Origin of the sequence: Roseateles sp., assembly GCF_039595295.1 — a bacterium.
Lineage (GTDB): Bacteria > Pseudomonadota > Gammaproteobacteria > Burkholderiales > Burkholderiaceae_C > Roseateles.
This window is the reverse complement of record NZ_JBCNLU010000028.1, coordinates 1-25,900: the sequence shown is the minus strand read 5'-3', so window position 1 is coordinate 25,900 and position 25,900 is coordinate 1. Positions and strand designations below refer to the sequence as shown.

General features: G+C 67.4%; 24 protein-coding genes. 19 read left to right on the top strand and 5 right to left on the bottom strand.

The window, feature by feature from the left end; genetic code table 11:
* Positions 1 to 64 precede the first annotated feature (64 nt).
* Both pyrE and ABDW59_RS18155 read left to right on the top strand, forming a co-directional pair.
* On the top strand, positions 65 to 742 hold the full coding sequence (gene pyrE / locus ABDW59_RS18160; RefSeq protein ID WP_343631626.1) for an orotate phosphoribosyltransferase: 678 nt from the start codon (positions 65 to 67) through the stop codon (positions 740 to 742).
* The gene (locus tag ABDW59_RS18155; RefSeq protein ID WP_343631625.1) at positions 742 to 1,464 is read left to right on the top strand and encodes a hypothetical protein; all 723 of its coding nucleotides are present in this window, start codon (positions 742 to 744) and stop codon (positions 1,462 to 1,464) included. Before pyrE ends, ABDW59_RS18155 begins: the two co-directional genes overlap by 1 nt.
* 87 nt (positions 1,465 to 1,551) lie before the next feature.
* Here ABDW59_RS18155 and gatB read toward each other — a convergent pair whose 3' ends face one another.
* From gatB to gatC, 3 genes are read right to left on the bottom strand one after another with little or no spacing between them, the layout of a single operon-like run.
* Positions 1,552 to 3,006 carry an Asp-tRNA(Asn)/Glu-tRNA(Gln) amidotransferase subunit GatB gene (gene gatB, locus ABDW59_RS18150; protein ID WP_343631624.1) on the bottom strand — a complete coding sequence of 485 codons (1,455 nt, stop codon included), beginning with the start codon at positions 3,004 to 3,006 and terminating at the stop codon, positions 1,552 to 1,554.
* 5 nt (positions 3,007 to 3,011) lie between these two features.
* On the bottom strand, positions 3,012 to 4,502 hold the full coding sequence (gatA, locus tag ABDW59_RS18145) for an Asp-tRNA(Asn)/Glu-tRNA(Gln) amidotransferase subunit GatA (RefSeq protein WP_343631623.1): 1,491 nt from the start codon (positions 4,500 to 4,502) through the stop codon (positions 3,012 to 3,014).
* The gene (gatC, locus tag ABDW59_RS18140) at positions 4,499 to 4,798 is read right to left on the bottom strand and encodes an Asp-tRNA(Asn)/Glu-tRNA(Gln) amidotransferase subunit GatC (RefSeq protein ID WP_343631621.1); all 300 of its coding nucleotides are present in this window, start codon (positions 4,796 to 4,798) and stop codon (positions 4,499 to 4,501) included. Before gatC ends, gatA begins: the two co-directional genes overlap by 4 nt.
* 355 nt (positions 4,799 to 5,153) lie before the next feature.
* Here gatC and ABDW59_RS18135 point away from each other — a divergent pair, with 355 nt between their 5' ends.
* The 5 genes from ABDW59_RS18135 to rodA all read left to right on the top strand — a co-directional run bounded on the left by ABDW59_RS18135 (position 5,154) and on the right by rodA (position 11,225).
* Complete coding sequence (locus tag ABDW59_RS18135) at positions 5,154 to 6,197, top strand: rod shape-determining protein (RefSeq protein WP_067065883.1); 1,044 nt, start codon at positions 5,154 to 5,156, stop codon at positions 6,195 to 6,197.
* Positions 6,198 to 6,372: 175 nt separating this feature from the next.
* Positions 6,373 to 7,347 carry a rod shape-determining protein MreC gene (mreC, locus tag ABDW59_RS18130; RefSeq protein ID WP_343631618.1) on the top strand — a complete coding sequence of 325 codons (975 nt, stop codon included), beginning with the start codon at positions 6,373 to 6,375 and terminating at the stop codon, positions 7,345 to 7,347.
* Positions 7,344 to 7,865 (top strand): rod shape-determining protein MreD, encoded by a 522-nt coding sequence (gene mreD, locus ABDW59_RS18125; RefSeq protein WP_343631616.1) that lies wholly within the window; start codon positions 7,344 to 7,346, stop codon positions 7,863 to 7,865. The genes mreC and mreD overlap by 4 nt, the downstream gene beginning before the upstream one ends.
* A gap of 13 nt (positions 7,866 to 7,878) precedes the next feature.
* Positions 7,879 to 10,074 (top strand): penicillin-binding protein 2, encoded by a 2,196-nt coding sequence (mrdA, locus tag ABDW59_RS18120; RefSeq protein WP_343631614.1) that lies wholly within the window; start codon positions 7,879 to 7,881, stop codon positions 10,072 to 10,074.
* Positions 10,071 to 11,225: a rod shape-determining protein RodA gene (gene rodA, locus ABDW59_RS18115; protein ID WP_343631612.1), complete on the top strand. Its 1,155-nt coding sequence runs from the start codon at positions 10,071 to 10,073 to the stop codon at positions 11,223 to 11,225. The genes mrdA and rodA overlap by 4 nt, the downstream gene beginning before the upstream one ends.
* A gap of 19 nt (positions 11,226 to 11,244) precedes the next feature.
* Here rodA and ABDW59_RS18110 read toward each other — a convergent pair whose 3' ends face one another.
* Together ABDW59_RS18110 and ABDW59_RS18105 are read right to left on the bottom strand one after the other, a co-directional pair.
* The gene (locus ABDW59_RS18110; RefSeq protein WP_343631610.1) at positions 11,245 to 12,750 is read right to left on the bottom strand and encodes a sensor histidine kinase N-terminal domain-containing protein; all 1,506 of its coding nucleotides are present in this window, start codon (positions 12,748 to 12,750) and stop codon (positions 11,245 to 11,247) included.
* 41 nt (positions 12,751 to 12,791) lie between these two features.
* Positions 12,792 to 13,463: a response regulator transcription factor gene (locus tag ABDW59_RS18105; protein WP_343631608.1), complete on the bottom strand. Its 672-nt coding sequence runs from the start codon at positions 13,461 to 13,463 to the stop codon at positions 12,792 to 12,794.
* Between the two features lie 316 nt (positions 13,464 to 13,779).
* On the opposite strand from ABDW59_RS18105, the gene recA reads away from it, so the two are divergent.
* From recA to ABDW59_RS18045, 12 genes are all read left to right on the top strand, one after another.
* The gene (recA, locus tag ABDW59_RS18100) at positions 13,780 to 14,826 is read left to right on the top strand and encodes a recombinase RecA (RefSeq protein WP_343631606.1); all 1,047 of its coding nucleotides are present in this window, start codon (positions 13,780 to 13,782) and stop codon (positions 14,824 to 14,826) included.
* Between the two features lie 108 nt (positions 14,827 to 14,934).
* Positions 14,935 to 15,531 (top strand): regulatory protein RecX, encoded by a 597-nt coding sequence (locus ABDW59_RS18095; RefSeq protein ID WP_343631677.1) that lies wholly within the window; start codon positions 14,935 to 14,937, stop codon positions 15,529 to 15,531.
* Between the two features lie 383 nt (positions 15,532 to 15,914).
* Positions 15,915 to 17,075, top strand: a complete 1,161-nt coding sequence (sucC, locus tag ABDW59_RS18090; protein WP_343631604.1) for an ADP-forming succinate--CoA ligase subunit beta — start codon at positions 15,915 to 15,917, stop codon at positions 17,073 to 17,075.
* A gap of 29 nt (positions 17,076 to 17,104) precedes the next feature.
* Positions 17,105 to 17,998: a succinate--CoA ligase subunit alpha gene (gene sucD, locus ABDW59_RS18085; protein WP_067065875.1), complete on the top strand. Its 894-nt coding sequence runs from the start codon at positions 17,105 to 17,107 to the stop codon at positions 17,996 to 17,998.
* Positions 17,999 to 18,185: 187 nt separating this feature from the next.
* Complete coding sequence (locus ABDW59_RS18080; protein ID WP_343631601.1) at positions 18,186 to 18,917, top strand: TerC family protein; 732 nt, start codon at positions 18,186 to 18,188, stop codon at positions 18,915 to 18,917.
* 18 nt (positions 18,918 to 18,935) lie between these two features.
* Positions 18,936 to 20,006 (top strand): serine/threonine-protein kinase, encoded by a 1,071-nt coding sequence (locus ABDW59_RS18075; RefSeq protein ID WP_343631599.1) that lies wholly within the window; start codon positions 18,936 to 18,938, stop codon positions 20,004 to 20,006.
* Positions 20,003 to 20,797: a Stp1/IreP family PP2C-type Ser/Thr phosphatase gene (locus ABDW59_RS18070; RefSeq protein ID WP_343631597.1), complete on the top strand. Its 795-nt coding sequence runs from the start codon at positions 20,003 to 20,005 to the stop codon at positions 20,795 to 20,797. Before ABDW59_RS18075 ends, ABDW59_RS18070 begins: the two co-directional genes overlap by 4 nt.
* A 40-nt stretch (positions 20,798 to 20,837) precedes the next feature.
* On the top strand, positions 20,838 to 21,494 hold the full coding sequence (locus tag ABDW59_RS18065) for an FHA domain-containing protein (protein WP_067065871.1): 657 nt from the start codon (positions 20,838 to 20,840) through the stop codon (positions 21,492 to 21,494).
* A 136-nt stretch (positions 21,495 to 21,630) separates the two neighbouring features.
* Complete coding sequence (locus ABDW59_RS18060) at positions 21,631 to 22,413, top strand: 3',5'-cyclic-nucleotide phosphodiesterase (RefSeq protein WP_343631594.1); 783 nt, start codon at positions 21,631 to 21,633, stop codon at positions 22,411 to 22,413.
* 193 nt (positions 22,414 to 22,606) lie between these two features.
* Complete coding sequence (locus ABDW59_RS18055) at positions 22,607 to 23,026, top strand: pilin (RefSeq protein WP_343631592.1); 420 nt, start codon at positions 22,607 to 22,609, stop codon at positions 23,024 to 23,026.
* Positions 23,027 to 23,296: 270 nt separating this feature from the next.
* Positions 23,297 to 23,716, top strand: coding sequence for a pilin (locus tag ABDW59_RS18050; protein WP_343631590.1), 420 nt, complete (start codon positions 23,297 to 23,299; stop codon positions 23,714 to 23,716).
* Between the two features lie 89 nt (positions 23,717 to 23,805).
* A partial coding sequence (locus ABDW59_RS18045) for a phosphatase PAP2 family protein (protein WP_343631588.1) occupies positions 23,806 to 25,900 on the top strand: 2,095 nt, incomplete at its 3' end.

Genomic DNA, 25,900 nt, shown 5'->3' with positions numbered 1-25,900 from the left:
TGAGCGGGCCTTCTTCATGGCGGGTCCTACAATCCCGCCCCAATTTCACTGTCGAGCCCCGCCCATGACCACCGCCCACGCCCAGGACGCCCTGGCCCAGGAATTCGTCCAGTTCGCCGTCGACGCGGGCGTGCTGCGCTTCGGCGAGTTCAAGACCAAGGCCGGCCGGCTCAGCCCCTACTTCTTCAACGCGGGTCTGTTCGACGACGGCTTGAAGGTGGGCCGTCTGGCGCAGTTCTACGCGCAGCGGCTGCTGGCCTCGGGTCTGGAGTTCGACATGATCTTCGGCCCGGCCTACAAGGGCATCACCCTGGCCGCGGCGGTCGCCATCGAGCTGGCCCGGCTGGGCCACAACAAGCCCTTCGCCTACAACCGCAAGGAAGCCAAGGACCACGGCGAGGGCGGCACCCTGGTCGGCGCCAAGGTGCAAGGCCGCGTGCTGATCATCGACGACGTGATCTCGGCCGGCACCTCGGTGCGCGAGTCCATCGCCATGATCCAGGCCGCCGGCGCGACGCCCTGCGGCGTGACCATCGCCCTGGACCGCCAGGAAAAGGCCGCCGAGAACGGGCAGGACCTCCCGTGGTCGGCAGTACAGTACGTGCGTGACCAATTGAAACTGCCGGTGGTCGCGATCGCGGGTTTGTCCGACCTGCTGCAGTATCTTCAGACCACCAGCAGCGCCTCGGTGTCCGCCCACGCGGCCGCCGTCCACGCCTACCGAGATCGCTACGGAGTCTGATGCGTCCCTCCGCTCCTCGACGTTCGCTGTTCCGTCCGGTCGTGCTCGTGATGAGCGCGGCCGGTGTGCTGTCGGCTTGGCTCGCGCCCTCGATCGCGTCCGCGCAGGCCAAGCCGCAGCAGCCCTCGTCCTCCGGCATCTACACCTGCACGTCGTCTGACGGGCGCCGGCTGACGTCGGACCGCCCCATCCCCGAGTGCCAGCAGCGCGAACAGCGCTTGCTGAACTCCGACGGCTCGGTGCGCAAGATGGTGCCGCCGTCGATGTCGCCCGAGGAACAGGCCGCAGCCGATCAACGCCGCCGTAATGAGGAGCTGCAACGCACCATCCAGCAGGACGCGATCCGCCGCGATCGCAACCTGGTCCAGCGCTTCCCGGACGAGCCGACGCACAAGCGCGCGCGCGAGGCAGCGCTGGACGACATCCGGCAGGCAATGGACCAATCGGAGAAGCGCATCAAGGAACTCGGTGCCGAGCGCAAACCGCTGCTCGACGAGGCGGAGTTCTACAAGGGTAAGCGCCTGCCGCTGAAGCTGCAGCACCAGTTGGAGAACAACGAAGTCGCGGCCGACGCGCAGCGCCAATCGATCGAGAACCAGAAGGCCGAGATCGTCCGCGTGAACAAGCTCTTCGACGAGGACCTCGCGCGATTGCGCCGCCTGTGGGCGGGCGCCGCGCCCGGCACGCTGGAGCGTCCGCAGTCCCCCGCCAGCGGCCGCTGAGCGAGGCCCCAAAGACAAACGCGGCTGGATCGCTCCAGCCGCGTTTTGCGTTTCAGGGCCGCCGAATCGACGGCCCGGGATCAGCGATCAGGCGCCGAGCTTCTTCTTCAACAGCTCGTTGACGGTGGCCGGATTGGCCTTGCCCTTGGCCGCCTTCATCGCCTGGCCGACCAGCGCGTTGAAGGCCTTCTCCTTGCCGGCGCGGAACTCCTCGACGGACTTCGCGTTGGCCGCCAGCACTTCGTCCAGGATGCGTTCGATCTCGCCGGTGTCGTTGGACTGCTTCAGGTCCTTGGCCGCGATGATCGCGTCGACATCGCTGCCCTCGCCGGTCCACAGCGCCTCGAACACCTGCTTGGCCGAGTTGTTGTTGATCGAGCCGTCCTGGATGCGCTGGATCAGCGCGGCCAGCAGCGCCGGCGTCACCGGCGCGGACTCGATGCCGCGCTCCTCGCTGTTGAGTCGGCGCGAGACCTCGCCCATCAGCCAGTTGGCGACGAGCTTGGGAGCGCCGCACAACGCGCGCGCGGCCTCATAGAAGCGCGCCATCGCCAGCGACTGGGTCATCATCGTCGCGTCGTAAGCGGGCAGGCCGTCGGCCTCCTGGAAGCGCGCGGCCATCACCGTGGGGAGCTCGGGCATCTCGCCCCGCACGCGCTCGACCCACTCGGCCGAAATCATCAGCGGCGGCAGGTCCGGATCGGGGAAGTAGCGGTAATCGGCCGCGTCTTCCTTGGTCCGCATCGAGCGCGTCTCGCCCGTGTCCGGGTTGTAGAGCACCGTCGCCTGCTGGATCTCCAGACCGTCCTCGATCTGGTCGATCTGCCAGTTCACCTCGTAGTTCACCGCGTCGACCAGATACCGGAAGCTGTTCAGGTTCTTGATCTCGCGGCGCGTGCCGAAGGGCTCGCCAGGCTTGCGCACCGAGACGTTGACGTCGCAGCGGAAGGAGCCCTCCTGCATGTTGCCGTCGCAGATGCCCAGCCACATCACCAGCGCGTGCAGCGTCTTGGCGTACTCGACGGCCTCGGCGCCGGAGCGCATCTCGGGCTCGGAGACGATCTCCAGCAGCGGCGTGCCGGCGCGGTTCAGGTCGATGCCCGACTGGCCGTGATAGTCCTCGTGCAGGCTCTTGCCGGCGTCCTCTTCCAGATGGGCGCGGGTCAGCTTGACGACCTTCTTCTCGTCGCCGACGAAGAACTCGATCTGGCCGCCTTGCACGACCGGGATCTCGTACTGGCTGATCTGGTAGCCCTTGGGCAGGTCCGGATAGAAGTAGTTCTTGCGCGCGAAGATGGACAGCGGGGCGACCTTGGCGCCGACCGACAGGCCGAAGCGGATCGCGCGCTCGACCGCGCCGCGGTTGAGCACGGGCAGCGTGCCCGGCAGCGCCAGGTCCACCGCGCTGGCCTGTGTGTTGGGTTCCGCGCCGAAGGCGGTCGAGGAGCCGCTGAAGATCTTCGAGGCGGTCGAGAGTTGGACGTGGTTTTCCAGGCCGATGACGACCTCGTAGCCCCGCACCAGTTTGCTGTTCTTGCTCATGACGTTCACATCCCCGCCGGACGCTGGCGATGCCAGTCCGTGGCCTGCTGCAGCGCATGCGCGGCGTGCAGCAGCGTGCCTTCCTTGAAATAGTTGCCCAGCAGCTGCAGGCCCACCGGCATGCCGCCCTCGCCCGGGCCGACCGGCACGCTCATGCCAGGCAGGCCGGCCAGGGAGCCGGGGAGCGTGAAGATGTCGGCCAGGTAGGCCTTGACCGGATCGTCCGCGCCCTCGCCCTGCTTCCACGCGACCGTCGGCGCCACCGGGCCGGCGATCAGGTCGCAGTGCTGGAACGCTTGCTGGAAATCGTCCGCGATCATGCGGCGCAGCTTCTGCGCCTGCAGGTAGTACGCGTCGTAGTAGCCGTGCGAGAGCACGTAGCTGCCGATCATGATCCGGCGCTTGACCTCGGCGCCGAAGCCTTCGGCGCGGGTCTTCTCGTACATGTCGAGCAGGTTGCCGTAGTCCTTGGCGCGATGCCCGAACTTCACGCCGTCGAAGCGCGAGAGGTTGGAGCTCGCCTCGGCCGGGGCAATGATGTAGTAGACGGGGATCGCCAGCTCGGTGCGGGGCAGCGAGACGTCGACCAGGGTCGCGCCCAGCTTTTCCAGCTCCGCCAGACCCGCGCGCACGGCGCCGTTCACGTCGGCGGACAGCGCGGCCGGGAAGAATTCCTTCGGAAGGCCGATGCGCAGGCCCTTGAGCGGCTGCGCGGCGGTGGCGCCTTCGCGTGCCGTCAGCATCTGGGCGTTGAAATCCTGCGGCGGCTGCTGGACGCTGGTGGCGTCGCGCTCGTCGAAGCCGCTCATCGCGGACAGCAGCAGCGCGCAGTCCTCGGCCGTGCGGGCGAAGACGCCGGCCTGGTCCAGGCTGGACGCGAAGGCGATCATCCCGTAGCGCGAGCACACGCCGTAGGTCGGCTTGATGCCGGTGATGCCGGTGAAGCTGGCGGGTTGGCGGATCGAGCCGCCGGTGTCGGTGCCGGTGGTGGCCGGGACCAGGCCCGCCGCGACCGCGACGGCCGAGCCGCCCGAGGAGCCGCCCGGCACGCGCGTGCGGTCCCAGGGATTCAGCGCCTTGAAGTAGGCGCTGTTCTCGTTGGCCGAGCCCATCGCGAACTCGTCGCAATTGAGCTTGCCCAGCGACACGGTGCCGGCGGCGTTGAGCCGGTCCACCACCGTGGCGTCGAAGGGGCTCATGTAGCCCTCGAGCATCTTGGAGCCGGCCGTGGTCGGCATGTCGCGGGTGACGAAGATGTCCTTGTGGGCCAGCGGGATGCCGATCAGTGCGCCGGCCTCGCCGCGCGCGATGCGGGCGTCGGCGTCCTGGGCGCGGCCCAGGGCGTAGGACTCGTCGATGTGCAGGAACGCGCCGAGATCCTTCGCCGCGGCAACACGCGCAAGCAGATGTTTCGTCAATTCGGTGCTGGAGACGGTCTTGTCGCGCAATGCGCGGCCGAGCTCGGCCACGCCGAGCGTGTGCAGGGGCGAAGTCATTCGATCACTTTCGGGACGAGGAACAGGCCGTCCTGCACGGACGGGGCGCTGCGTTGGTTGAGGTCGCGCTGGTCTGTCTCGGTGACGCGGTCCTCGCGCAGGCGCAGGGCCACTTCCTGCACCGCCGACAGGGGCGTGTACAGCGGCTCCACGCCGCTGGTGTCGACCGCGCTCATCTGCTCGACGATCGAGAAGAAACCATTGAGCTGGGGCAGCAGAGCGGCCTGCTCGTCGCTGGAAAGCTCCAGCCGGGAGAGTTTGGCGATCCGCCGGACGTCGTCGTGGGTGAGGGCCATAAGCTGGGTTGAATGCGGGGCCCGCAAACCGTTCCCGGGCACGAGATGAATCGGCGAAGAACGGCTTGGCGAGGGGCCAAACCTGGGGGTGATCAGTTATTATCCCCGCTTATCTCCATGGCGCCGGGGCTGCTTCTGCAGCCTCGTCGTTTATGGCAAGGAATCTCGCTCGCGCGGACATCGCCGGTCCGCGCGGTTACCCGTCGCAAGCCCTCGAATCGCAGCCGCCCGGACAGAACGCAGACGAAGTCGCCTGATGCCGCTGAATGCCGCCGATTGATGTCGGTCGCGATTGATTCGGTGACGCATGAGGTGGCACAGGTGCCGAAGCTTTTTGTCCTGGCCTCCAACACCCATGCTCGCCTCTCTGCGCCGCTACTTCTCCACCGACCTCGCCATCGACCTGGGCACCGCCAACACGCTGATCTATGTCCGCGGCAAGGGCGTCGTGCTGGATGAACCCTCCGTCGTCGCCATCCGCCATGAAGGCGGTCCCAACGGCAAGAAAACGATCCAGGCCGTCGGCCACGAGGCCAAGGCCATGCTGGGCAAGGTGCCCGGCAACATCGAAGCCATCCGCCCGATGAAGGACGGCGTGATCGCCGACTTCGTCGTCACCGAGCAGATGATCAAGCAGTTCATCAAGATGGTGCACGACACCAAGCTGCTGCGTCCGTCGCCCCGCATCATCATCTGCGTCCCCTGCGGCTCCACGCAGGTCGAGAAGCGCGCCATCCGCGACGCCGCCCTGGGCGCCGGCGCCTCCGAGGTCTACCTGATCGAGGAGCCGATGGCCGCCGCGATCGGCGCGGGCCTGCCCGTGTCCGAAGCTTCGGGCTCGATGGTCATCGACATCGGCGGCGGCACGACGGAAGTCGGCGTGATCTCGCTGGGCGGCATGGTCTACAAGGGCTCGGTCCGGGTGGGCGGCGACAAGTTCGACGAGGCCATCATCAACTACATCCGCCGCAACTACGGCATGTTGATCGGCGAGCCGACCGCGGAGTCCATCAAGAAGAACATCGGCTCGGCCTTCCCCGGCTCCGAAGTCAAGGAGATGGAAGTCAAGGGCCGCAACCTGAGCGAAGGCGTGCCGCGCAGCTTCACGATCTCGAGCAACGAGATCCTGGAAGCGCTGACCGACCCGCTGAACCAGATCGTTTCGGCCGTGAAGAACGCGCTGGAGCAGACCCCTCCGGAGCTGGGCGCCGACATCGCCGAGCGCGGCATGATGCTGACCGGCGGCGGCGCGCTGCTGCGCGATCTGGATCGGCTGCTGGCCGAGGAAACCGGCCTGCCGGTGCTGGTTGCGGAAGATCCGCTGACCTGCGTCGTGCGTGGCTGCGGCATGGCCCTGGAGCGTATGGAGCGTTTGGGTTCCATCTTCACGAACGAGTAAGAGCGGGCCTACTGCGCGGGCGCCAGGCGTCGTTGGGCGGTCCTCGGAATCTCACGTACAGGAAGTACGTTCCGGTTCCTGCGGTCCGTCCGCCTAGCCTGGCACCCGCTCGCGACGGCCGATAGGTTGTCAACAAGCGTTGTCGTCGGTCTCTTGAAAGTCTGAGATCCCTCTCATGCCGCTCGGCACTCTGGATCGCAATCCGCCACCGCTGTTTCGTGAAGGCCCGTCCGCGCTGACGAAGCTGGCCTTCTGCGCGGCGCTGGCGGTCTTCCTCATGGTGGCGGATTCCCGCTTCCAGATCACTGCTCCGGCCCGTGCCGGACTCGCGCTGGCGCTGCATCCGCTGCAGCGCGCGCTGCTCGCGCCCGTCGATGCCTGGGATCAGGCCGGCGACTACGCACGCGGCATGGAGAAGGCCACCGAGGCCGAGAACCAGGCCCGCCAGCAACTCGCCTCGCAAGCGGTGATCCTGAGCCGCGCGGCGCAGCTGCAGGCGGAGAACACGCGCCTGCGCGCGCTGCTCGACCTGCGCGAGGCGCTGCCCGTGAAGGGCCTGGCCGCCGAGGTGCTCTATGAGGCGCCCGATCCCTTCTCCCGCCGCATCATCATCGACCGCGGCAGCCATCGCGGCGTCCGCCTGGGCGCGCCCGTCGTCAACGACGCCGGCGTGCTGGGCCAGGTCACCCGCGTGTATCCGCTGTCCGCGGAGGTCACGCTGCTGACCGACCGCGAAGCCACCATCCCCGTGCTCAACACCCGGACCCAGCAACGCGGCGTCGCCTACGGCGGCGAGCGCGGCGTGATGGAGCTGCGCTTCATCGCCGCCAACGCCGACATCAAGCCCGGCGACGCGCTGGCGACCTCGGGCCTGGACGGCCTGTATCCGCCGGGTCTGCCGGTGGCCAAGGTGGCCGAGGTCGAACGCCGCGGCGACACCAGCTTCGCCCGCGTCGGGCTGAGCCCGGTCGCCCAGCCTGACAGCGCGCGCCACGTGCTGGTGCTGGAACCGCTGGAAGGCCAGGAAGCCGCCCGCACGGAAGCCGCGCAGGAAGCGGCCAGCGCGACCCTGGCGGCGGAAGCCGCGGCCGCGTCCAAGCCCGCGCGCGGCCGCCCCGCGGCCTCCGCCCCGAAGGGAGGCGGGCGATGATCATGCCGCGTGGCGCCAGCCAGCTCCTGCTGCCTGCGAATCCCCTGTTCATCGCGTTCAGCCTGGTCGTGGGGCTGCTGATCGACATGGTCCCGGTCGGTCGCCAACCCTGGATGCCGGACGTGCTGGCGCTGATCCTGGTGTTCTGGAACGTCCATCAGCCGCGCCGCGTCGGCGTGGGCTGGGCCTTCGTCTTCGGTCTGATGATCGATGTGCACCACGGCGCGCTGCTGGGTCAGCATGCGCTGGCCTACAGCCTGCTGGCCTTCGGCGCGGTGGCGCTGCATCGCCGGCTGCTGTGGTTCTCGCTGGGCGCGCAGGCCTTGCATGTGCTGCCGCTGTTCGTGGCGGCGCAGGCCATCGCCGTGATCGTGCGCCTGATCGTGGGCGGCATGTGGCCGGGCTGGAGCCTGGTGCTGGCGCCGCTGCTGCAGGCCGCGCTGTGGCCGATCACCGCCGCGCTGCTGCTCGCGCCGCAGCGCCGCGCGCCGGATCCCGACGCGCATCGCCCGCTCTGAGGACCGGTCCGACATGACGGTTCTGAAGAACCTGCACCAGGAGCTGGCGCGCTTCCGCCTGCGTCTGGTCGCCGCCGCCGCCTTCGTGCTGCTGTGCTTCGGCCTGCTGGTCGCGCGGCTGAGCTTCCTGCAGATCGCGCAGCACGACGCGCTGCTCGAGCGCGCCGAGACCAACCGCGTCTCGGTCGTGCCCATCGTGCCCAACCGCGGCCTGATCGTGGACCGCAACGGCGTGGTGCTGGCGAGCAACTACTCGGCCTACACGCTGGAGATCACGCCGTCCAAGGTGCCCGACCTGGAGCGCACCATCGATCAGCTGTCCTCGGTCATCGAGATCCAGGCGCGCGATCGGCGCCGCTTCAAGCGGCTGATGGAAGAGAGCAAGAATTTCGAGTCCCTGCCCATCCGCACCAAGCTGACCGACACCGAGGTCGCGCGCTTCGCGGCGCAGCGCTTCCGCTTCCCGGGCGTGGACATCAAGGCGAGGCTGTTCCGCAGCTATCCGCTGGGCGAGGTGGGCGCGCATCTGCTGGGCTACATCGGCCGCATCAACCAGGCCGAGAAGAAGGCCATGGACGACTGGTCCGAAGAGGACGTCGCCAACTACCGAGGCACCGAGTACATCGGCAAGCTCGGCCTGGAGCAGGCCTATGAGCGCGAGCTCCACGGCCAGACCGGCTTCGAGGAGATGGAGACCAGCGCCGGCGGCCGCGCGGTGCGCCGGCTGCGCAGCCGTCCGCCGACACCGGGCAACACGCTGCACTTGTCCATCGACATCAAGCTGCAGGCGCTGGTGGAGCGGCTCTTCGGCGAGCGCCGCGGCGCGCTGGTCGCGATCGATCCGCGCAACGGCGAGGTGCTGGCCTTCGTCTCCAAGCCGACCTTCGATCCCAACCTGTTCGTCGACGGCATCGACGTCGACAGCTGGCGCGACCTGAACGAGAACATCGACAAGCCGCTGCTCAACCGCGCGCTGCGCGGGACCTATCCGCCGGGCTCGACCTTCAAGCCCTACATGGCGATGGCGGCGCTGAACACCGGCAAGCGCGCCGCCAACGTCGTCATCCAGGACAACCTGAACTACAGCTTCGGCGGCCGGGTCTTCGGCAGCGCGACCGGCGACCGGGCGGGTCCCAAGGACATGCGGCTGGCGATCGTCACCTCGTCCAACGTCTACTTCTATTCGCTGGCCAACGAGATGGGCGTGGACCTGATCCATGACCAGCTCGAGCCCTTCGGTTTCGGCCGCAAGACCGAGATCGACCTGCAGGGCGAGGTCGCCGGCCTGCTGCCCAGCACGGAGTGGAAGCGCCGCACCGGCAAGCGGCCGCAGGATCAGAAGTGGTATCCGGGCGAGACCATCTCGCTGGGCATCGGCCAGGGGCAGAACAGCTTCACCATGCTGCAGCTGGCGACGGCGGTGTCCACGCTGTCCAGCGGCGGCCAGCGCTATCGGCCGCGCCTGGTGCGCGAGATCGAGGACGTGGTCAAGCACACCGAGCGCCGCACCGCCAGCGACGCGCTGGAGCCGCTGGCCCTGCGCCCCAAGGACGTCGACGTGATCCGCAACGCGATGCACGACGTGACCATGGAAGGCACCTCGCGGCTGGTGTTCGCGGGCGCGCAGTACCTGAGCGCCGGCAAGACCGGCACCGCGCAGGCGGTGGGTCTGCGCGCGGGCCAGACCTACAGCAGCATCAAGGCCGATGAGCGCAAGCGCGACCACTCGCTGTACATCGCTTTCGCCCCTTACGAGGCGCCGACCATCGCCCTGGCGCTGATCGTCGAGAACGCGGGCTTCGGCTCCGGCTCGGCGGCGCCCATCGCGCGTCGCGTCTTCGACTACGTGCTGAGCGGCCAGTATCCGAGCGAGGAAGACATCGCCAAGACCCAGGTCGGCGAGAGCGGCGCGCCCATCGGCACACCGCGCCGTGTCCAGGACGTGCCCCTGCCGGGCGCCGCCGCGAGCGACCCCGCCGCCGCGGCTTCGGCGGCGTCCGCCGCATCAGCTGCGCCGAGCGCGTCCGCTCCGGCGCTGACCACCGGCACGCCGGCCCGACCGGCTCCGACCGCGCCCGTGACGCCCCAGCGCGCACCGGGTCCGGCGGCGCCGTCGGCATCGACCACGACTGGCGCGGCGTCCGCGGCGCGCCGTGCCCTTCCGCCAGTCTCCGGCGCCGCGCCGGCCCACCGGGGAGCCTCGCGATGAGCGCCGTCTTCAGCAAACCCAGCCTGCTGCAGCGCCTGAAGCCGCTGTTCGAGGGCTTCGACATCCCGCTGCTCATGGCCGTGTTCTGGCTGATGGGACTGGGGCTGATGTGCATGTACTCGGCCGGCTACGACCATGGGACGCGCTTCGTCGATCACGCACGCAACATGGTGCTGGCGCTGGGCGTGCTGTTCGTGACCGCGCAGGTGCCGCCGCAGCGGCTGATGCAACTGGCTCTGCCGCTGTACTCCGCCGGCGTCGCGCTGCTGATCGCGGTGGCGCTGTTCGGCATCACGAAGAAGGGATCGACCCGCTGGCTCTATGTCGGCACGCAGATCCAGCCCTCGGAGCTGCTCAAGATCGGCATGCCGCTGATGCTGGCCTGGTGGTTTCAGAAACGCGAGGGCCAGCTGCGCCTGCCCGACTTCATCGCCGCCTTCGTGCTGCTGGCCATCCCGGTCGGCCTGATCGCGAAGCAGCCGGACCTGGGCACCTCGCTGCTGGTGCTGGCCGCGGGCCTGTACGTGATCTTCTTCGCCGGCCTGTCGTGGAAGCTGATCATCCCGGCGATGCTGTTGGCGGTCGCCGGCGCCACCGCGCTGGTGATGAGCGAGGATCAGATCTGCCAGCCCGACGTGAAGTGGGTCGTGCTGAAGGAGTACCAGAAGGACCGCGTCTGCACGCTGCTGGACCCCACCAAGGATCCGCTGGGCAAGGGCTTCCACATCATCCAGGGCGAGATCGCGATCGGCTCGGGCGGCGTGACGGGCAAGGGCTTCATGAAGGGCACGCAGACCCACCTGGAGTTCATCCCCGAGCGCACCACCGACTTCATCTTCGCCGCCTACGGTGAGGAGTTCGGCCTGATCGGGGCGCTGGGTCTGCTGGTCGGCTTCACCGCGCTGATCCTGCGCGGGCTGGCGATCGCGCATGAGGCGCCCACGATGTTCTCGCGTTTGCTGGCGGGCGCGATCACGCTGAGCTTCTTCACCTACGTGTTCGTGAACATGGGCATGGTGACGGGCATGCTGCCGGTGGTGGGCGTGCCGCTGCCGTTCATCTCCTACGGCGGGACCGCGATGGTCACGCTGGGCTTGTCGCTGGGGATGCTGATGTCGATCGCGAAAAGCCGGGGCGGGACGCAGCGGTGATCAGGCGCGCCGGGAGCGCTCAGTGCGCCCCATTCGACCGCGGATGCGCCGCGAATCTCACCGTGAATCGCGCCCCCGGGCCGGCGCCTTCTGCCTCCGCCTGACGACGCGGCCGCGTGTCGTCGACGGCGATCTCGGCCTCGTGCTGCTGCACGATCTCGCGCACGATCGCCAAGCCCAGCCCCGAGCCGTCGACGTTGGTCCCCAGCGCGCGGTAGAAGGGTTGGAAGACCTTGTCCCGTTCGGCCTCGGCAATACCTGGCCCCGAGTCCTCGACCTGCAGCACGCAGACCTGTCCGAAGGGATCCTCGACCACCCGCACCGTGATCGTCCCGCCGCCCGGCGTGTAGAGCAGCGCGTTGTCCACGAGGTTGCGGATCAGCTCGCGGATCAGCAGGGGGTGGCCGCTGATGCGCAGACCGGCATGGCTCGCTTCCGGGCCTTCGTAGCCCAGGTCCAACCGCTTCTCCATCGCGCGCGGAACGAAGTCCCGCACCGTCTCGATCGCGAGCACCGCGAGGTTCACCTCGGCGCGGCGCGCGGCGTGTTCCTGATCCTCGGCACGGGCCATCGCGAGCAGCTGGTTCACCATGTGCGCGGCGCGCTGGCTCGACAACGCGATGTGCTTGAGCGATCGCCGCAGCTCCGCCGGCGAGCTACGCCCCTCATCGATCTCGCGTTGCGCGAGCTCGGCCTGCGTGCGCAGCCCCGCCAGCGGCGTCTTGAGTTGATGCGCCGCGTCGGCCAGGAAATGCTTCTGCGAGCGGATGGACTGATCCAGCCGCTCCAGCAGATCGTTGATCGCGCGCACCAGCGGCGCGACCTCCTCCGGAATGCGCTGCTCGTCGATGGGGCTGAGGTCGGTGCTGTCGCGCGAGCGGATGCGGCGCTGCAGATCGTTCAGCGGCGCGATGCCGCGCGCCAAGGCCAGCCACACCAGCAGCACCGCCAGCGGCAGGATCACGAACTGCGGCAGGATCACGCCCTTGATGATTTCGTTGGTCAGCCGCGAGCGCTTGCCCAGCGTCTCGGCCACCTGCACCAGCATCATCTTGTCGCTGCCGGCCTGCCCCTCGGGCACGACCCACAGGTAGGCCACCCGCACGGCCTCGTTGTTGATCTCGTCGAAGCGCTTGTTGACCTCCCACGGGATCACGGGCGGCTCCACCTCGGGCACCGGCAACTGCGCGTCGCCGCTGAGCAGCTCGCCGCGCAGCCCCAGCACCTGGTAGTAGACGGTGTCGGACTCGTCCGCGCGCAGCAGCGCGGCGGCCTCCGGCGCCAGCGCATAGCGCGAGCGCCCCTTGCGCGTCGTGGCGTCGCCGGGCGCGGGCTCCGTCGCCACCTGCAGGCCGAGCGTGCGCGCCATCTCGCCGAGCTCGCGGTCATAAGGCTTGTTGGCGATACCCTGCGCCACCAGCCAGGTCAGCGCGACGCTGATCGGCCAGATCACCAGCAGCGGCGCGAGCATCCAGTCCAGGATCTCCCCGAACAGCGAGCGATGGCCGGACGATTCAGCCGCCATGCCGCGCGTCGGGAGTCATGCCGCCGTCCACGGGCATGGGCTCAGCCGGGGATCTTCTCGAGGCAGTAACCCAGCCCGCGCACCGTGGCGATGCGGATCGGACCCTGCTCGATCTTCTTGCGCAGGCGATGGATGTAGACCTCGATCGCGTTGTTGCTGACTTCCTCGCCCCACTCGCACAGCCGCTCCACGAGCTGGTCCTTGCTGACCAGCCGCCCCGCGCGCTGCAGCAGCACTTCCAGCAGCGACAGTTCGCGCGCGGAGAGTTCGATCATCTGCTCGTTGATGTAGGCGACGCGGCCGGTGGCGTCGAAGGTGAGCGGGCCGTGGCGGATCACGCTGGACGCCGTGCCCAGGCCGCGGCGCGTCAGCGCGCGCACGCGGGCCTCGAGCTCCTGCAGCGAAAAGGGCTTGGCCATGTAATCGTCGGCGCCCAGGTCCAGCCCCTTGACGCGTTCCTCGATGCTGTCGGCCGCGGTGAGGATCAGCACCGGCACCGCCGAGCCGCGCGAGCGCAGCCGCCGCAGCACCTCCAGCCCGTGCAGCTTGGGCAGGCCCAGATCCAGGATCAGCAGGTCGAACTCGTGCGAGGCCAGGGCCGCGTCGGCCTCGCTGCCGCTGCTGACCTGATCGACCGCGCAGCCCGACGCGCGCAGCGAGCGCAGCAGGCCGTCGGCCAGGACTTGGTCGTCTTCGGCGATCAGGATGCGCATGTGTCGTCCCCTCTGGTCATGAAGACATTTTATGGAGGGCCCCGGTGGCTTCCCTAGGCGTTTCCGAGCCGTGGCAAGCCCGCCGAGGAGGGGCTCCGGGTCAGGCCTGAGACAGCTTTCGGTGGGGCTTTTCCCTCTGATGGCGGAAAGAGGGGGGAAATGGCACATCTGGCTCATCCAGTGAGCCACCTCATGCCTAAGATGACTGCATCGACCGCCGCGAAAGGCGCTACAGCCAACGGGCCGGTCTAACAAAGTACTGTACAGATATACAGATTCGGCCATAATCCGCCGCAGCCCAACAGGAGAAGCTTGCATGGACGCCCCCGTGAAGAACGCCAATACCGAAAAAGCCAAGGCCCTGCAGGCCGCCCTCGCCCAGATCGAAAAGCAGTTCGGCAAGGGCTCGATCATGCGGCTGGCCGAAGGCGAGAAGATCGAGGACATCCAGGTGGTGTCGACCGGCTCGCTGGGCCTGGACATCGCGCTGGGCGTCGGCGGTCTGCCGCGCGGCCGCGTGATCGAGATCTACGGCCCGGAATCCTCCGGCAAGACCACGCTGACGCTGCAGGTCATCGCGCAGATGCAGAAGCTCGACGGCGTGTGCGCCTTCATCGACGCCGAGCACGCGCTGGACGTCCAGTACGCGCAAAAGCTGGGCGTCAATCTGCAGGAGCTGCTGATCAGCCAGCCCGACACCGGCGAGCAGGCGCTGGAGATCGTCGACTCGCTGGTGCGTTCCGGCTCGGTCGACCTGATCATCATCGACTCGGTCGCCGCGCTGACCCCCAAGGCGGAACTCGAAGGCGAGATGGGCGATGCGCTGCCCGGCCTGCAGGCCCGCCTGATGAGCCAGGCGCTGCGCAAGCTGACCGCGACCATCAAGAAGACCAACTGCACGGTGATCTTCATCAACCAGATCCGGATGAAGATCGGCGTGATGTTCGGCTCGCCCGAAACGACCACTGGCGGCAATGCGCTGAAGTTCTACGCCTCGGTGCGTCTGGACATCCGACGCATCGGCTCGATCAAGAAGGGCGAGGAAGTCATCGGCTCCGAGACCAAGGTCAAGGTGGTCAAGAACAAGGTCGCCCCCCCGTTCAAGACGGCGGAGTTCGACATCCTCTACGGCGAGGGCATCAGCCGCGAGGGCGAGATCATCGACATGGGCGTCACCGCCAAGATCGTCGACAAGGCCGGCGCCTGGTACGCCTACTCTGGCGAGAAGATCGGTCAGGGCAAGGACAACGCGCGCGAGTTCCTGCGCGAGAACCCGGATCTGGCGGTCGAGATCGAGAACAAGATCCGCGACTCGCTGGGCATCCCGCTGCTGGGCGCCACGCCCGGCGCAGCCGCCGAGTAACGGGGTCAAGTCATGACTCCGGCCAGCGGCCGGCGAGGCCGGTCCTCGCAGCCGCTGTCGCTGAAGGCGCGCGCGGTGGCCTTGCTCACACAACGTGAGCACAGCGCGATGGAGCTGCGGCGCAAGCTGCTGCGCATCGCGCGTGATCGACGCGCCGCCGAGCGTGCGGCCGCGGCGGAGGCGGCGGGGCTTGGCGTTCCCGGCGCCTTCGATCCTTCAGGCGCCGAGGGCGCCAATGGCGACGAAGTCGGCTTTCTCTCCGATCACGGGGACGACGCGATCGACGCAATCGACGCGGTCCCAATCGACGAGGAAGTCGAGGCCGTGCTGGCCTGGCTCAAGGCCAACGGCTACCTGGACGAATCGCGCTTCGTCGAATCCCGCATCCACGTGCGCTCGCAGCGCTTTGGACAGCGTCGCATCGAGCAGGAGCTCGCGCAGCATGGCTTGTCGCTCGATGCCGAGCAGCGGGCGGCGCTGTCGTCCGGCGAGCTCGACCGCGCCTGCGAGATGCTGCGGCGCAAGTTCGGCGAAGGTCGTGCCGCCGATGCGGCGGCAGAAGCGAAGCGGATGAGATTCCTGATCGGGCGCGGGTTCGGCTCCGACGTGGTGCGTCGCGCGCTGAGGCGTGTGGCCGAAGAAGGCGACGTGGCGGAAGACCCTGCTTGCGACGGTAGCGTTACCGATCGGGGTCTGGAAGGCTGAAATCGCCTGAAACTCCGTGCGCCATAAGCACCTTGCGGGACTCTGACGACCCTCGCCGGTGCGCGCCGCAACCGCCGCAAGGACTTGATGCAACGCAGCATGCTACATTTTCGGCTTCGCAAACCTGCCCGCTGACGCCTGTCCGCGGGCCTGTTTTTGCGTGTTTGCATCGGTTTTTATGTCTTCCACCGCTTCCCCCGAGCGCCATCCGCCGCATCTCCGTCGCTCTGCCGACGCGCGGTCCTATGGCCGCGAAGACGGGGCGCTTGTCGCGGCAAGGGGGCTGAGTTCATCCGTGCGAACCCCCTCTCCACGCCGGCATCGCGGATCGACCGTGGCGCTGGTGACCTCTTCCTGATTCACCCATCAAGCGAGACCTCCCTATGAAGATTCACGAGTACCAGGGCAAGGAAATCCTGCGCCAGTTCGGCGTGCCGGTGCCGCGCGGCATTCCCGCGTTCACGGTGCAAGAAGCGGTTGAAGCCGCGCAGAAGCTGGGCGGCCCGGTCTGGGTGGTCAAGGCGCAGATCCACGCCGGTGGTCGCGGCAAGGGCGGCGGCGTCAAGCTGGGCAAGAGCCTGGACGACGTGAAGTCGCTGTCCGAGCAGATCCTGGGCATGCAGCTGGTCACGCACCAGACCGGTCCGGAAGGCCAGAAGGTCCGCCGCCTGTACATCGAAGAAGGCGCGGACATCAAGAACGAGCTGTACGTCTCGCTGGTGACCGACCGCGGCACCCAGAAGGTGGCCTTCATCGCCTCGAGCGAAGGCGGCATGGACATCGAAGAGGTCGCGCACTCGACCCCCGAGAAGATCATCACCGAGTACATCGATCCGCTGACCGGCATCACGACCGAGCAATCGAAGAAGATCGCCGCGGCCATCGGCCTGACCGGCGCATCGGTGGACCAGGCCGTGGACCTGTTCGCCAAGCTGTACAAGTGCTACATGGACACGGACGCGTCGCTGGTTGAGATCAACCCGCTGAACTGCGACTCCAAGGGCAACCTGATCGCCCTGGACGCCAAGTTCAACTTCGACGCCAACGCCCTGTTCCGCCACCCGGAGATCGTCGCCTACCGCGACCTGGACGAAGAGGATCCGGCTGAAATCGAAGCCTCGAAGTTCGACCTGGCCTACATCTCGCTGGACGGCAACATCGGCTGCCTGGTGAACGGCGCCGGTCTGGCCATGGCCACGATGGACACCATCAAGCTGTTCGGCGGCGAGCCGGCCAACTTCCTGGACGTCGGCGGCGGCGCCACGGCCGAGAAGGTCACCGAAGCCTTCAAGATCATGCTGAAGAACCCCGAGGTGAAGGGCATCCTCGTGAACATCTTCGGCGGCATCATGAAGTGCGACACCATCGCCGAAGGCGTGATCACCGCCTGCAAGGCCGTCAACCTGAACGTGCCGCTGGTCGTGCGCATGAAGGGCACGAACGAAGAGCTGGGCAAGAAGATGCTGGCCGAGTCCGGCCTGCCCATCATCGCCGCCGACACCATGGCCGAAGCCGCGACCAAGATCGTCGCCGCCGTCAAGTAAACAGCCGCCCCAGCGCCAAGGAATACGACATGAGCATTTACATCAACAAGGACACGAAGGTCATCACCCAGGGCATCACGGGCAAGACCGGTCAGTTCCACACCCTGGGCTGCCAGGCCTACGCGAACGGCAAGAACGCCTTCGTCGCCGGCGTGAATCCCAAGAAGGCGGGCGAGAAGTTCTCGGACATCCCCATCTACGGCACCGTCAAGGAAGCCGCTGCGCAGACCGGCGCGACCGTGTCGGTGATCTACGTGCCGCCCGCCGGCGCCGCCGCCGCGATCTGGGAAGCCGTTGAAGCCGACCTGGACCTGGCGATCTGCATCACGGAAGGCATCCCCGTCCGCGACATGCTGGAAGTGCGCAACAAGATGAAGGCCAAGGAACTGGCCGGCGGCAAGAAGACGCTGCTGCTGGGCCCGAACTGCCCCGGCCTGATCACGCCCGACGAGATCAAGATCGGCATCATGCCCGGCCACATCCACCGCAAGGGCCGCATCGGCGTGGTCTCGCGCTCCGGCACGCTGACTTATGAAGCGGTCGCTCAGCTGACCGAAATCGGTCTGGGCCAATCGTCGGCCGTGGGTATCGGCGGCGATCCGATCAACGGTCTGAAGCACATCGACGTGATGAAGGCCTTCAACGACGATCCGGACACCGACGCGGTGATCATGATCGGCGAGATCGGCGGCCCGGACGAGGCGGAAGCCGCGCGCTGGTGCAAGGCCAACATGAAGAAGCCGGTGGTCGGCTTCATCGCCGGCGTCACCGCCCCTCCCGGAAAGCGCATGGGTCATGCCGGCGCGCTGATCTCGGGTGGTGCCGACACCGCCGATGCCAAGCTCGCCATCATGGAAGAGTGCGGTTTCACCGTGACGCGCAACCCGTCCGAAATGGGGCGTCTGCTCAAGGGTCTGCTGTAAGCCACAGGAAAAACCTGCGGGTACCCGCTGGTGCGTAGTTCCACGCACGCGGGCTCCCGGGGGGCGGCGCGGACAATCGGTCCGCTCCACGGAACGAAGGGGCCCCTGCGGCCCCTTCGTTCGTTTTTCCCTCCAACGCTTTAGACTGGGCCTTCGCCACGCGAAGCCGCCCGGCGGGTTCCCATCCATGGACATGCTCACCAGCCCCGAGTTCTGGCTCGCCGTCGGCCAGATCATCCTGATCGACATCCTGCTCGGCGGGGACAACGCCGTCGTCATCGCGCTCGCTTGTCGCAAGCTGCCGCCCAACCTGCGCACGCGCGGGATCCTGTGGGGCACCGCCGGCGCGATCGTGCTGCGCGTCGTGCTGATCTTCTTCGCGCTGACGCTGCTCAAGCTTCCCTTCCTGAAGCTGGTCGGCGGCATCCTGCTGCTGTGGATCGGCATCAAGCTGCTGCTGCCCGAGGCCGATGACGACCATTCCAAGATGGAAGCCAGCGACAAGCTGTGGGGTGCGGTGAAGACGGTCATCATTGCCGACTTTGTCATGAGCCTGGACAACGTCATCGCCATCGCGGGCGCCGCGGAAGGCGCGGGCGGCTCGCATCAGATGCCGCTGGTGATCTTCGGCCTGCTGGTGTCCATCCCGATCATCGTCTGGGGCAGCCAGCTCGTGATCAAGCTGATGGACAAGTTCCCCATCGTCATCACGCTGGGCGCGATGCTGCTGGGCTGGATCGCCGGCACCATGCTGGTCACCGATCCGGCGCTGAACAGCTGGGTGCCCATGCAGGCCGGTGCGAAGGCCGGGACGACCGAGGTGCTGCCGCAGGTCTATTACGGCCTGGGTGTGATCGGCGCGCTGTTCGTGCTCGTCGTGGGCAAGGTGCTGGCCTCGCGCCGCCCCGCCGCCGGCTGAGGACGGCCCCACCATGTCATGAGCGCCTCCGGTTTCATCAAGCGATTGCTGGGACGAGGCGCCTCCGACCGCGACGGGACCGGGGCGTCCAGCACGCTTCTCACCACGCAGCCGATGCCTCGTGCGGCCGGCACGCCGCTGGACGATTACGAGCTCGGCGAAGAAATCGGCCGCGGCGCGATGGCGGTGGTCAACAAAGCGGTCGACCGACGCAGCGGCGCGCTCGTCGCCATCAAGCGGCTGGCGCTGCAGCGCGAGTTCTCGCCTGAGGATCTGGTCGACGTGCGCGACCGCTTCATGCGCGAGGCCGGCGCGGCGCGCCATCTCGAGCATCCCGACATCCTGCGGGTGCTCGACGCCGGCGAGAGTGCCGGCGATACCTGGATCGCGATGGAGCTCGTCGTCGGCCAGGACCTGAGCCATCACACCCGAGCCGGCCAGCTGCTGCCGCTGCGCGAGGTGTTGTTGATCGGGGCTCGGCTCGCGCGAGCGCTGCAGTACGCGCATGATCATGGCGTCGTCCATCGCGACATCAAGCCGGCCAACGTGATGCTGGAGCGCGCCTCGGGCAGCGTGAAGATCATGGACTTCGGCATCGCCCGCGTCGCCGACAGCAGCCGCACCCGGACCGGCCTGGTGCTGGGCACGCCGTCCTACATGTCGCCGGAGCAATTGGCAGGGCTCCAGGTGGATGGGCGGACCGATCTCTACTCGCTGGGGGTGATGCTGTTCCAATTGCTGACGGGCAATCTGCCGCATCAATCCGAGTCCATGGCGAAATTGATGCAACAGATCGCCATCCAGCCAGCCCCTGATCTCCGGCAGCTGCGCGCGGAGCTGCCGGAATCGCTGGCGCTGGTGATTGCGCTCGCGCTGGAGAAGCGGCCCGAGCTGCGCTACCAACGCGGCGATGTGCTGGCGCAGGATCTGGAGGCGGTGCTGTCCCAACTTCCCGCCGAGCTGGCCAATAGCACGGGTGCTACACCCCCCCCACCGGCGGGGCAGGCATTCGAGCAAACTTTACGGCTACAGTCCAAGGGCGCAGTGCACAATCCCCTTCCCCCAGACGACCCCCCCCGCGACACATGACCCTGGAGTTCTTCAGCGCCACCGACACCGGACGCGTGCGCGACAACAATGAAGACTCGGTGGCCCTTGAGCCCGGCGTGGGGCTGGCGGTCCTGGCGGACGGCATGGGCGGCTACAACGCGGGGGAGGTCGCCAGCCAGATGCTGACGACCTTCATCAAGTCGGAGCTGGGCCGCTGGTTGTCCGAGGCCGGCCAGCATGCGACCGATGTCGACGTGCGCCGCGCGATGGACATCTGCGTGGACAACGCCAACCGCGCCATCTTCAATGCGGCCAACACGAACCCGCGGTATGCCGGCATGGGGACGACGCTGGTGCTGGCGGTATTCCGCGAGAACTCCCTGTTGCTGGGTCACGTCGGCGATTCACGCGCCTATCGCCTGCGCGAGGGTCAGCTGGTGCAGTTGACGCGGGATCATTCCTTGCTGCAAGAGCAGATCGACGCCGGTCTGCTGACGCCCGAAGAAGCGGTGTTCTCCAGCAACAAGAACCTCGTGACTCGCGCCGTGGGCGTGGAGGACACGGTGATGCTGGAGGTCCATCAGCACGAGCTGCTGCCCGGCGACCAGATCCTGCTGTGCAGCGACGGCCTGTCCGACATGGTCGATGACGCCAGCGTGGCACAGGTGTTGCAAAGCCACAGCGATCTGCCCGAGGCGGCACAGGCGCTGGTGGACGCCGCCAATGACATGGGTGGCAAGGATAATATTGCGATCGTTCTGGTTCGCGCGGAAAGTCGCACCAAGCCGTGGGCGTGGTGGCCATTCAGTCGTAACAATGGACGGCGCTGAGGTCGTCCTCGATAAATAAAGACAGGACTCGAGGTCAAGCATGGGCAAGCTGGTGGTGTCGCTCGACGGCGTGGTGATCAAGGAAGTGCAGATCACCAAGGACAAGACCACGCTCGGCCGGCGGCCGTACAACGACATCGTCATCGACAACCTCGCCGTCAGCGGCGAGCACGCGGTGCTGCAGATGGTCGGCGCGGACGTGTTCATCGAGGATCTGAACTCGACCAACGGCACGTACATCAACGGCAAGGCGATCAAGAAGCAGCTGCTCGCGCACAGCGACGTGATCGAGGTCGGCAAGTACAAGATCAAGTTCCTGGTCGAGGACAACGCCGATTACGAAAAGACCATGATCCTGCGCCCGGGCACCGCCCCGAGCAGCGGTTTCGGCTTGCCGAGCTCCTTCGGCGGTCTGGGCCCGGCGCCGGTGTCGACGACGCCCGCCGCCATCAAGGTGCTGAACGGCCCGGCGGCCGGCCGCGAGGTCACGCTGACCAAGGTCGTGACGACCGTCGGCAAACCCGGCGTGCAGGTCGCGTCGATCACCAAGCGTCCCAGCGGTTACGTCTTCGCTCACGTTGAGGGAGGCGCTCGGCCGGTCGTGAACGGCGCGCCGCTGACCGCCGAGTCCGTCCCGCTGAAGAACGGCGACGTGATCGAGCTGGCCGGCACGCAGATGCAGTTCGTGCAGGTCTGAGGCCGCGTCAGGCGATCACCTACACGCGTGCAGGTTTTCACGGCATCGACCGGACGTCACGTAAGCGACGGCAATAAGTCCCTGGAACGCGGAATCGGCGCTTAGCAGCGGGCGGCGGGTCTTCTAAAGTGCCGCCATGAAGATTCGCGTGCTCGGTTGCGCCGGCGCCATGGCGGCCGGCTACAGAACCACTTCGTTCTTGCTCGACGACGATGTGCTCATCGACGCCGGCAGCGGCGTGGCCGAACTGAGCGTCGAGGCGATGGCCAAGGTCGACCACATCCTGGTGACCCACTCGCACCTGGACCATGTGCTGTCCATCGGCCTGCTGGCCGATACCGTGCAACGCCGTCGCGCGCAGGCCGGTCGGCCCGCCGTGCAGGTCCACGCGCTGCCCGAAACCCTGCAGGCGCTGCGCCAACACATCTTCAATGGCGTGATCTGGCCGGACTTCACGCGTCTGCCGACGCCGCAACGGCCGGCCCTGACCTTCCATCCGTTCGCCGTCGGCGAGCGTCTGGATCTTGGCGCGGGTCGTCAGGTCGAAGTGCTGGGCGCCGCGCATACCGTGCCCGCCGTCGGCTTCGCGGTGGATGGCGGCGAGGCGGGCCATTGGGTCTTCACCGGCGACACCGGCCCGAACCCCGCGCTGTGGCAGCGTCTGAGCCAGATCAAGCTGGCTCACCTGATCATCGAATGCGCATTCGGCGATGACGAATGCGAGTTGGCCGGCATCAGCAAGCACCTATGCCCGACCACGCTGGGCTACGAGCTCGCGAAGCTCAAAGAGGCCATCGATGTCCACATCACCCATATCAAGCCGGGCGAGCGCGCGGCCGTCATGGATGCGGTGATGGGCCTGCGAGGCGGCCACCGCATCTCCGCGCTGGAGAATTTCCAAGAGTTCAGTCTGGGCTGACAAAACTTTGCAGACCCCCTGGGGTCTGACAAAGCGCGGCGGTGGGGCTGACAAAAAGCGTCACTTGAAGTCTGGGCGATATCGACAGGGCGTGCGTTGCGTCACGGATCGGGGAACGAATCCGGTTGGCATGGGACCTGCGATCAGCAGGGAGGTCTCTACCCCAAACAACCTTCCCTCTCAGGAGTTCCCCATGAAGCGCGTCCAACAAGGTTTCACCCTGATCGAACTGATGATCGTCGTGGCGATCATCGGCATCTTGGCTGCCGTGGCCCTGCCGGCCTACCGTGACTACACGATCAAGGCGAAGGCTTCTGAGCTGTACGCCGCCGCCGGCCAGCCGAAGGCGAACATTCAGGAGTGGGTGACGGTCAAGGGCGTGATGCCCACCTCCACCCAGATCACGATGCCTGTCGTGTCGACCGGTTCGGTGGTCGGCGGCACCACCTGGGACGGCGCAAACGTGACCGTGACCGCCAGCACCGTCGAAGCCGCTCTGTCCGGCAAGACCGTTGTCGTGAAGTCGTCTCTGCCGGCCGGTGGCGAGACCGTGGTCTGGACCTGCAGCGGCGGTACCGTCGACCTGAAGTACCTGCCGGCTTCCTGCAAGTAATCGGTCGAGCGACTTTTGCTCCATCGAAGGGCTGCCCTCGGGCAGCCCTTTCTCTTTTCCGTCCCGATACTGATCCGTCCAGGTGACCACTTTGGGCGACGAGCTTCGTCACCCTTGCGACCAAAACTGTCAGCTTTGCGTGACAGCTCGTGACGCCTGTGCCATGGGTCACGATCGGGTGGGGGTTAAGCGTGCTGGCATGGCATCTGCAAGGAGTGCTTGTCCGCGACGAGAACGCGGCCCCCATTCCTTTCAGAGAGAGCAACGAGCATGAAGCGCATCCAACAAGGTTTCACCCTGATCGAGCTGATGATCGTCGTGGCGATCATCGGCATCCTGGCCGCCGTGGCCCTGCCGGCCTATCGCGATTACACGATCAAGGCGAAGGCTTCTGAGCTGTACGCCGCCGCCGGCCAACCGAAGGCCAACATCCAGGAATGGGTGACCGTTAAGGGCACGATGCCGGGCAGCACCGACATCGCCATGCCGGTCGTGTCGACCGGCTCGGTCGTCGGCGGCACCGCCTGGGACGGCGCGAACGTGACCGTGACCGCCAGCACCGTCGAAGCCGCGCTGTCGGGCAAGACCGTGGTGGTGAAGTCGTCTCTGCCGGCCGGTGGCGAAACCGTGGTCTGGACCTGCAGCGGCGGCACCGTCGAACTGAAGTACCTGCCGGCCAGCTGCAAGTAACATCCGGCCCGCCACAGGAAAGGCTGCCTTTGGGCAGCCTTTTCGTTTTTGAGGAAGAGAGCGGCCGCAGGCCGCCGGCGAGGGAAAGCATGTTGGAACCAATGCGGGCGGAGGCGCGGCGAGCCGCGTTCATCTTCTCGATCGGCTTGGCGGTCCTGATCGCCGCCGCGACCACCGGTCTGGTGGCCTATCCGGGTCAGAAGCAATGGTTCGAGGCCTTCGAGGTCGGCGGCCGCGTCAGCTTCCCGTTCATCTACGCCTACGCGTCCCTGGCGATCTTCGTCTTCTGGGCGACCGCGCCTGACGTCCTCGAACGCCGCGTCGCGATCCTGTCCTGGCCGGTGGTGGCGTTCGCGATGAAGCAGCGCTATTTCGGCCATGTCGACATGAGCCAGGTGATCCTGGCCGGCGACATCAAGGCGCTGCATTGGATCCTCGCGTCGCTCGCGCTGGCCTGCGTGGCGCCGCTGCTGTGGGGCTGCTTCAAGCGACCGGTCGATCCCGTCGCGCGCGAGCTGGTGGGACGCCGACGCGATCTCATGTTGCTCACGGTGATGTTCGCGTTCGTGCCCTCGTCGGCGCTGACGATGACCGCCGCGCTGCATCCGCAGACCTGGGACCTGTATGCGCTGCAGTTCGATCGCGCCGCCGGCATCTCGCCGATTCCGACGCTGGTGCCGTGGCTGAAGCACTCGATCGTCGTCGACAAGATTCTGTTCCTGGCGTACGCCTACACGCCGGTGGCCTTCCTCCTGGTGGCGGCCTTGCAGGTTCGCCGTGGCGGCACGCCCCCGATCTCCGCGTTGCTCGCGTGGGTGGGGCTCTCCGTGAGTGCGCTCGGGGCGTATCACCTCTTCCCGATCACCGGGCCGGTCTACGTGTTCAGCAGCGACTTCCTGGACGTCTTGCGGAGCGTTCCGAATGACGTGTTGAAGCTGCTGGTCGTCGACAACTACCCGCGCAACGGCATGCCGTCGATGCATTTCGGCTGGATGTTCACGGTGGCCATCATCTGGTGCTTCAGCGACACGCGCTGGTGGAGCCGGGTGCTGATGTGCCTGTGGGCCGCGACGGTCGCCGCTTCGACCCAGATGCTGGGCGAGCATTACGCGATCGATCTGGTCGTCTCGCCCCCGTTCACGCTGGCCATCCTGGCGCTGTGCAGCGTGCGTCGCCCCTGGCGCGGCGATCGCGCGGCGATCATCGCCATCGGTTTGACGACCTGGCTGGTCTGGGTGGTGGTGCTGCGCACCTCGGTCCCTTGGATCCTTCACCACGCCTGGGTCGCCAAGGCCATGGTGGTGGTGACCCTCGCGATCGGCGCCTGGTTGCTGTGGCGCTTGCGTCGTCTGATCGTGATGACCGCGCCCATCGAGCTCGCGCCGCGGCAGCCGATGTCGCCTGCTCGCCGTGGTGCCCTGGCCATGAGCGCGGCCGGCGGCGGTGCGAGCGCGGTGTTCCTGTGCGTCGCGGTGAAGCAGCTCGATCTGGCGGGAGCAGATTCCGCGAGGGCGCTGGTGCTGGCGCTTGCGGCGGCGCTGGGCGCGATTGCGGCCGGTGCGCTGATCGGCGCACGCGTGCTGGCTCGCAGCCAGTCGCCGGCCCGCGCGCACGCGATGCTGGAGGCCGGCTTGGCGGTGCTGGCCGTGCTCACGCTGCCGGTGCTGGGCGTGCTGCAGGCGCTGGCGGGCGACTCGGGCAGCGTGCTGCTCGCCGCGGCCGTGGTGCTGCCGACCTTGCTGTTGCTGGGCGCGCGCCTGCCGGTGCTCACCGCCTCGCTGACCGAGCCCGGGACCTCCCACTTCGCGCGCGCCACCGCATCGCTGGCCGTGATGACGGGCGCCTCCGGGGTGTTCATCCTGGTCGCGGCCTACGGCTTGCTGCCGGCGATCGGGCAGCAGCGTTCCTTGCTGCTCGCCGGTCTGATCCATCTGCTGGCGTCGCTCGTCCTGATGGAGCGTGACAAACGCCAGCGTGCTGCCGAGAGCTCGGCGGAGACCTCCTCGCCCATCGAGCGAGTGCCCCCGGTCGATCGCCCTGCGGTGGCGCACCGCGACTGGCCGCTGCTGTCCAGCGGATCCGTGGTGCTGGCCGGCGCGCTGGCGGTCGGCGTGGTGCTGGTCCAGGGGCATCTGCTCTCGATCGCCGCGGGGCGCAGCGTCCAGGCCTATGCCCTGATGGCGG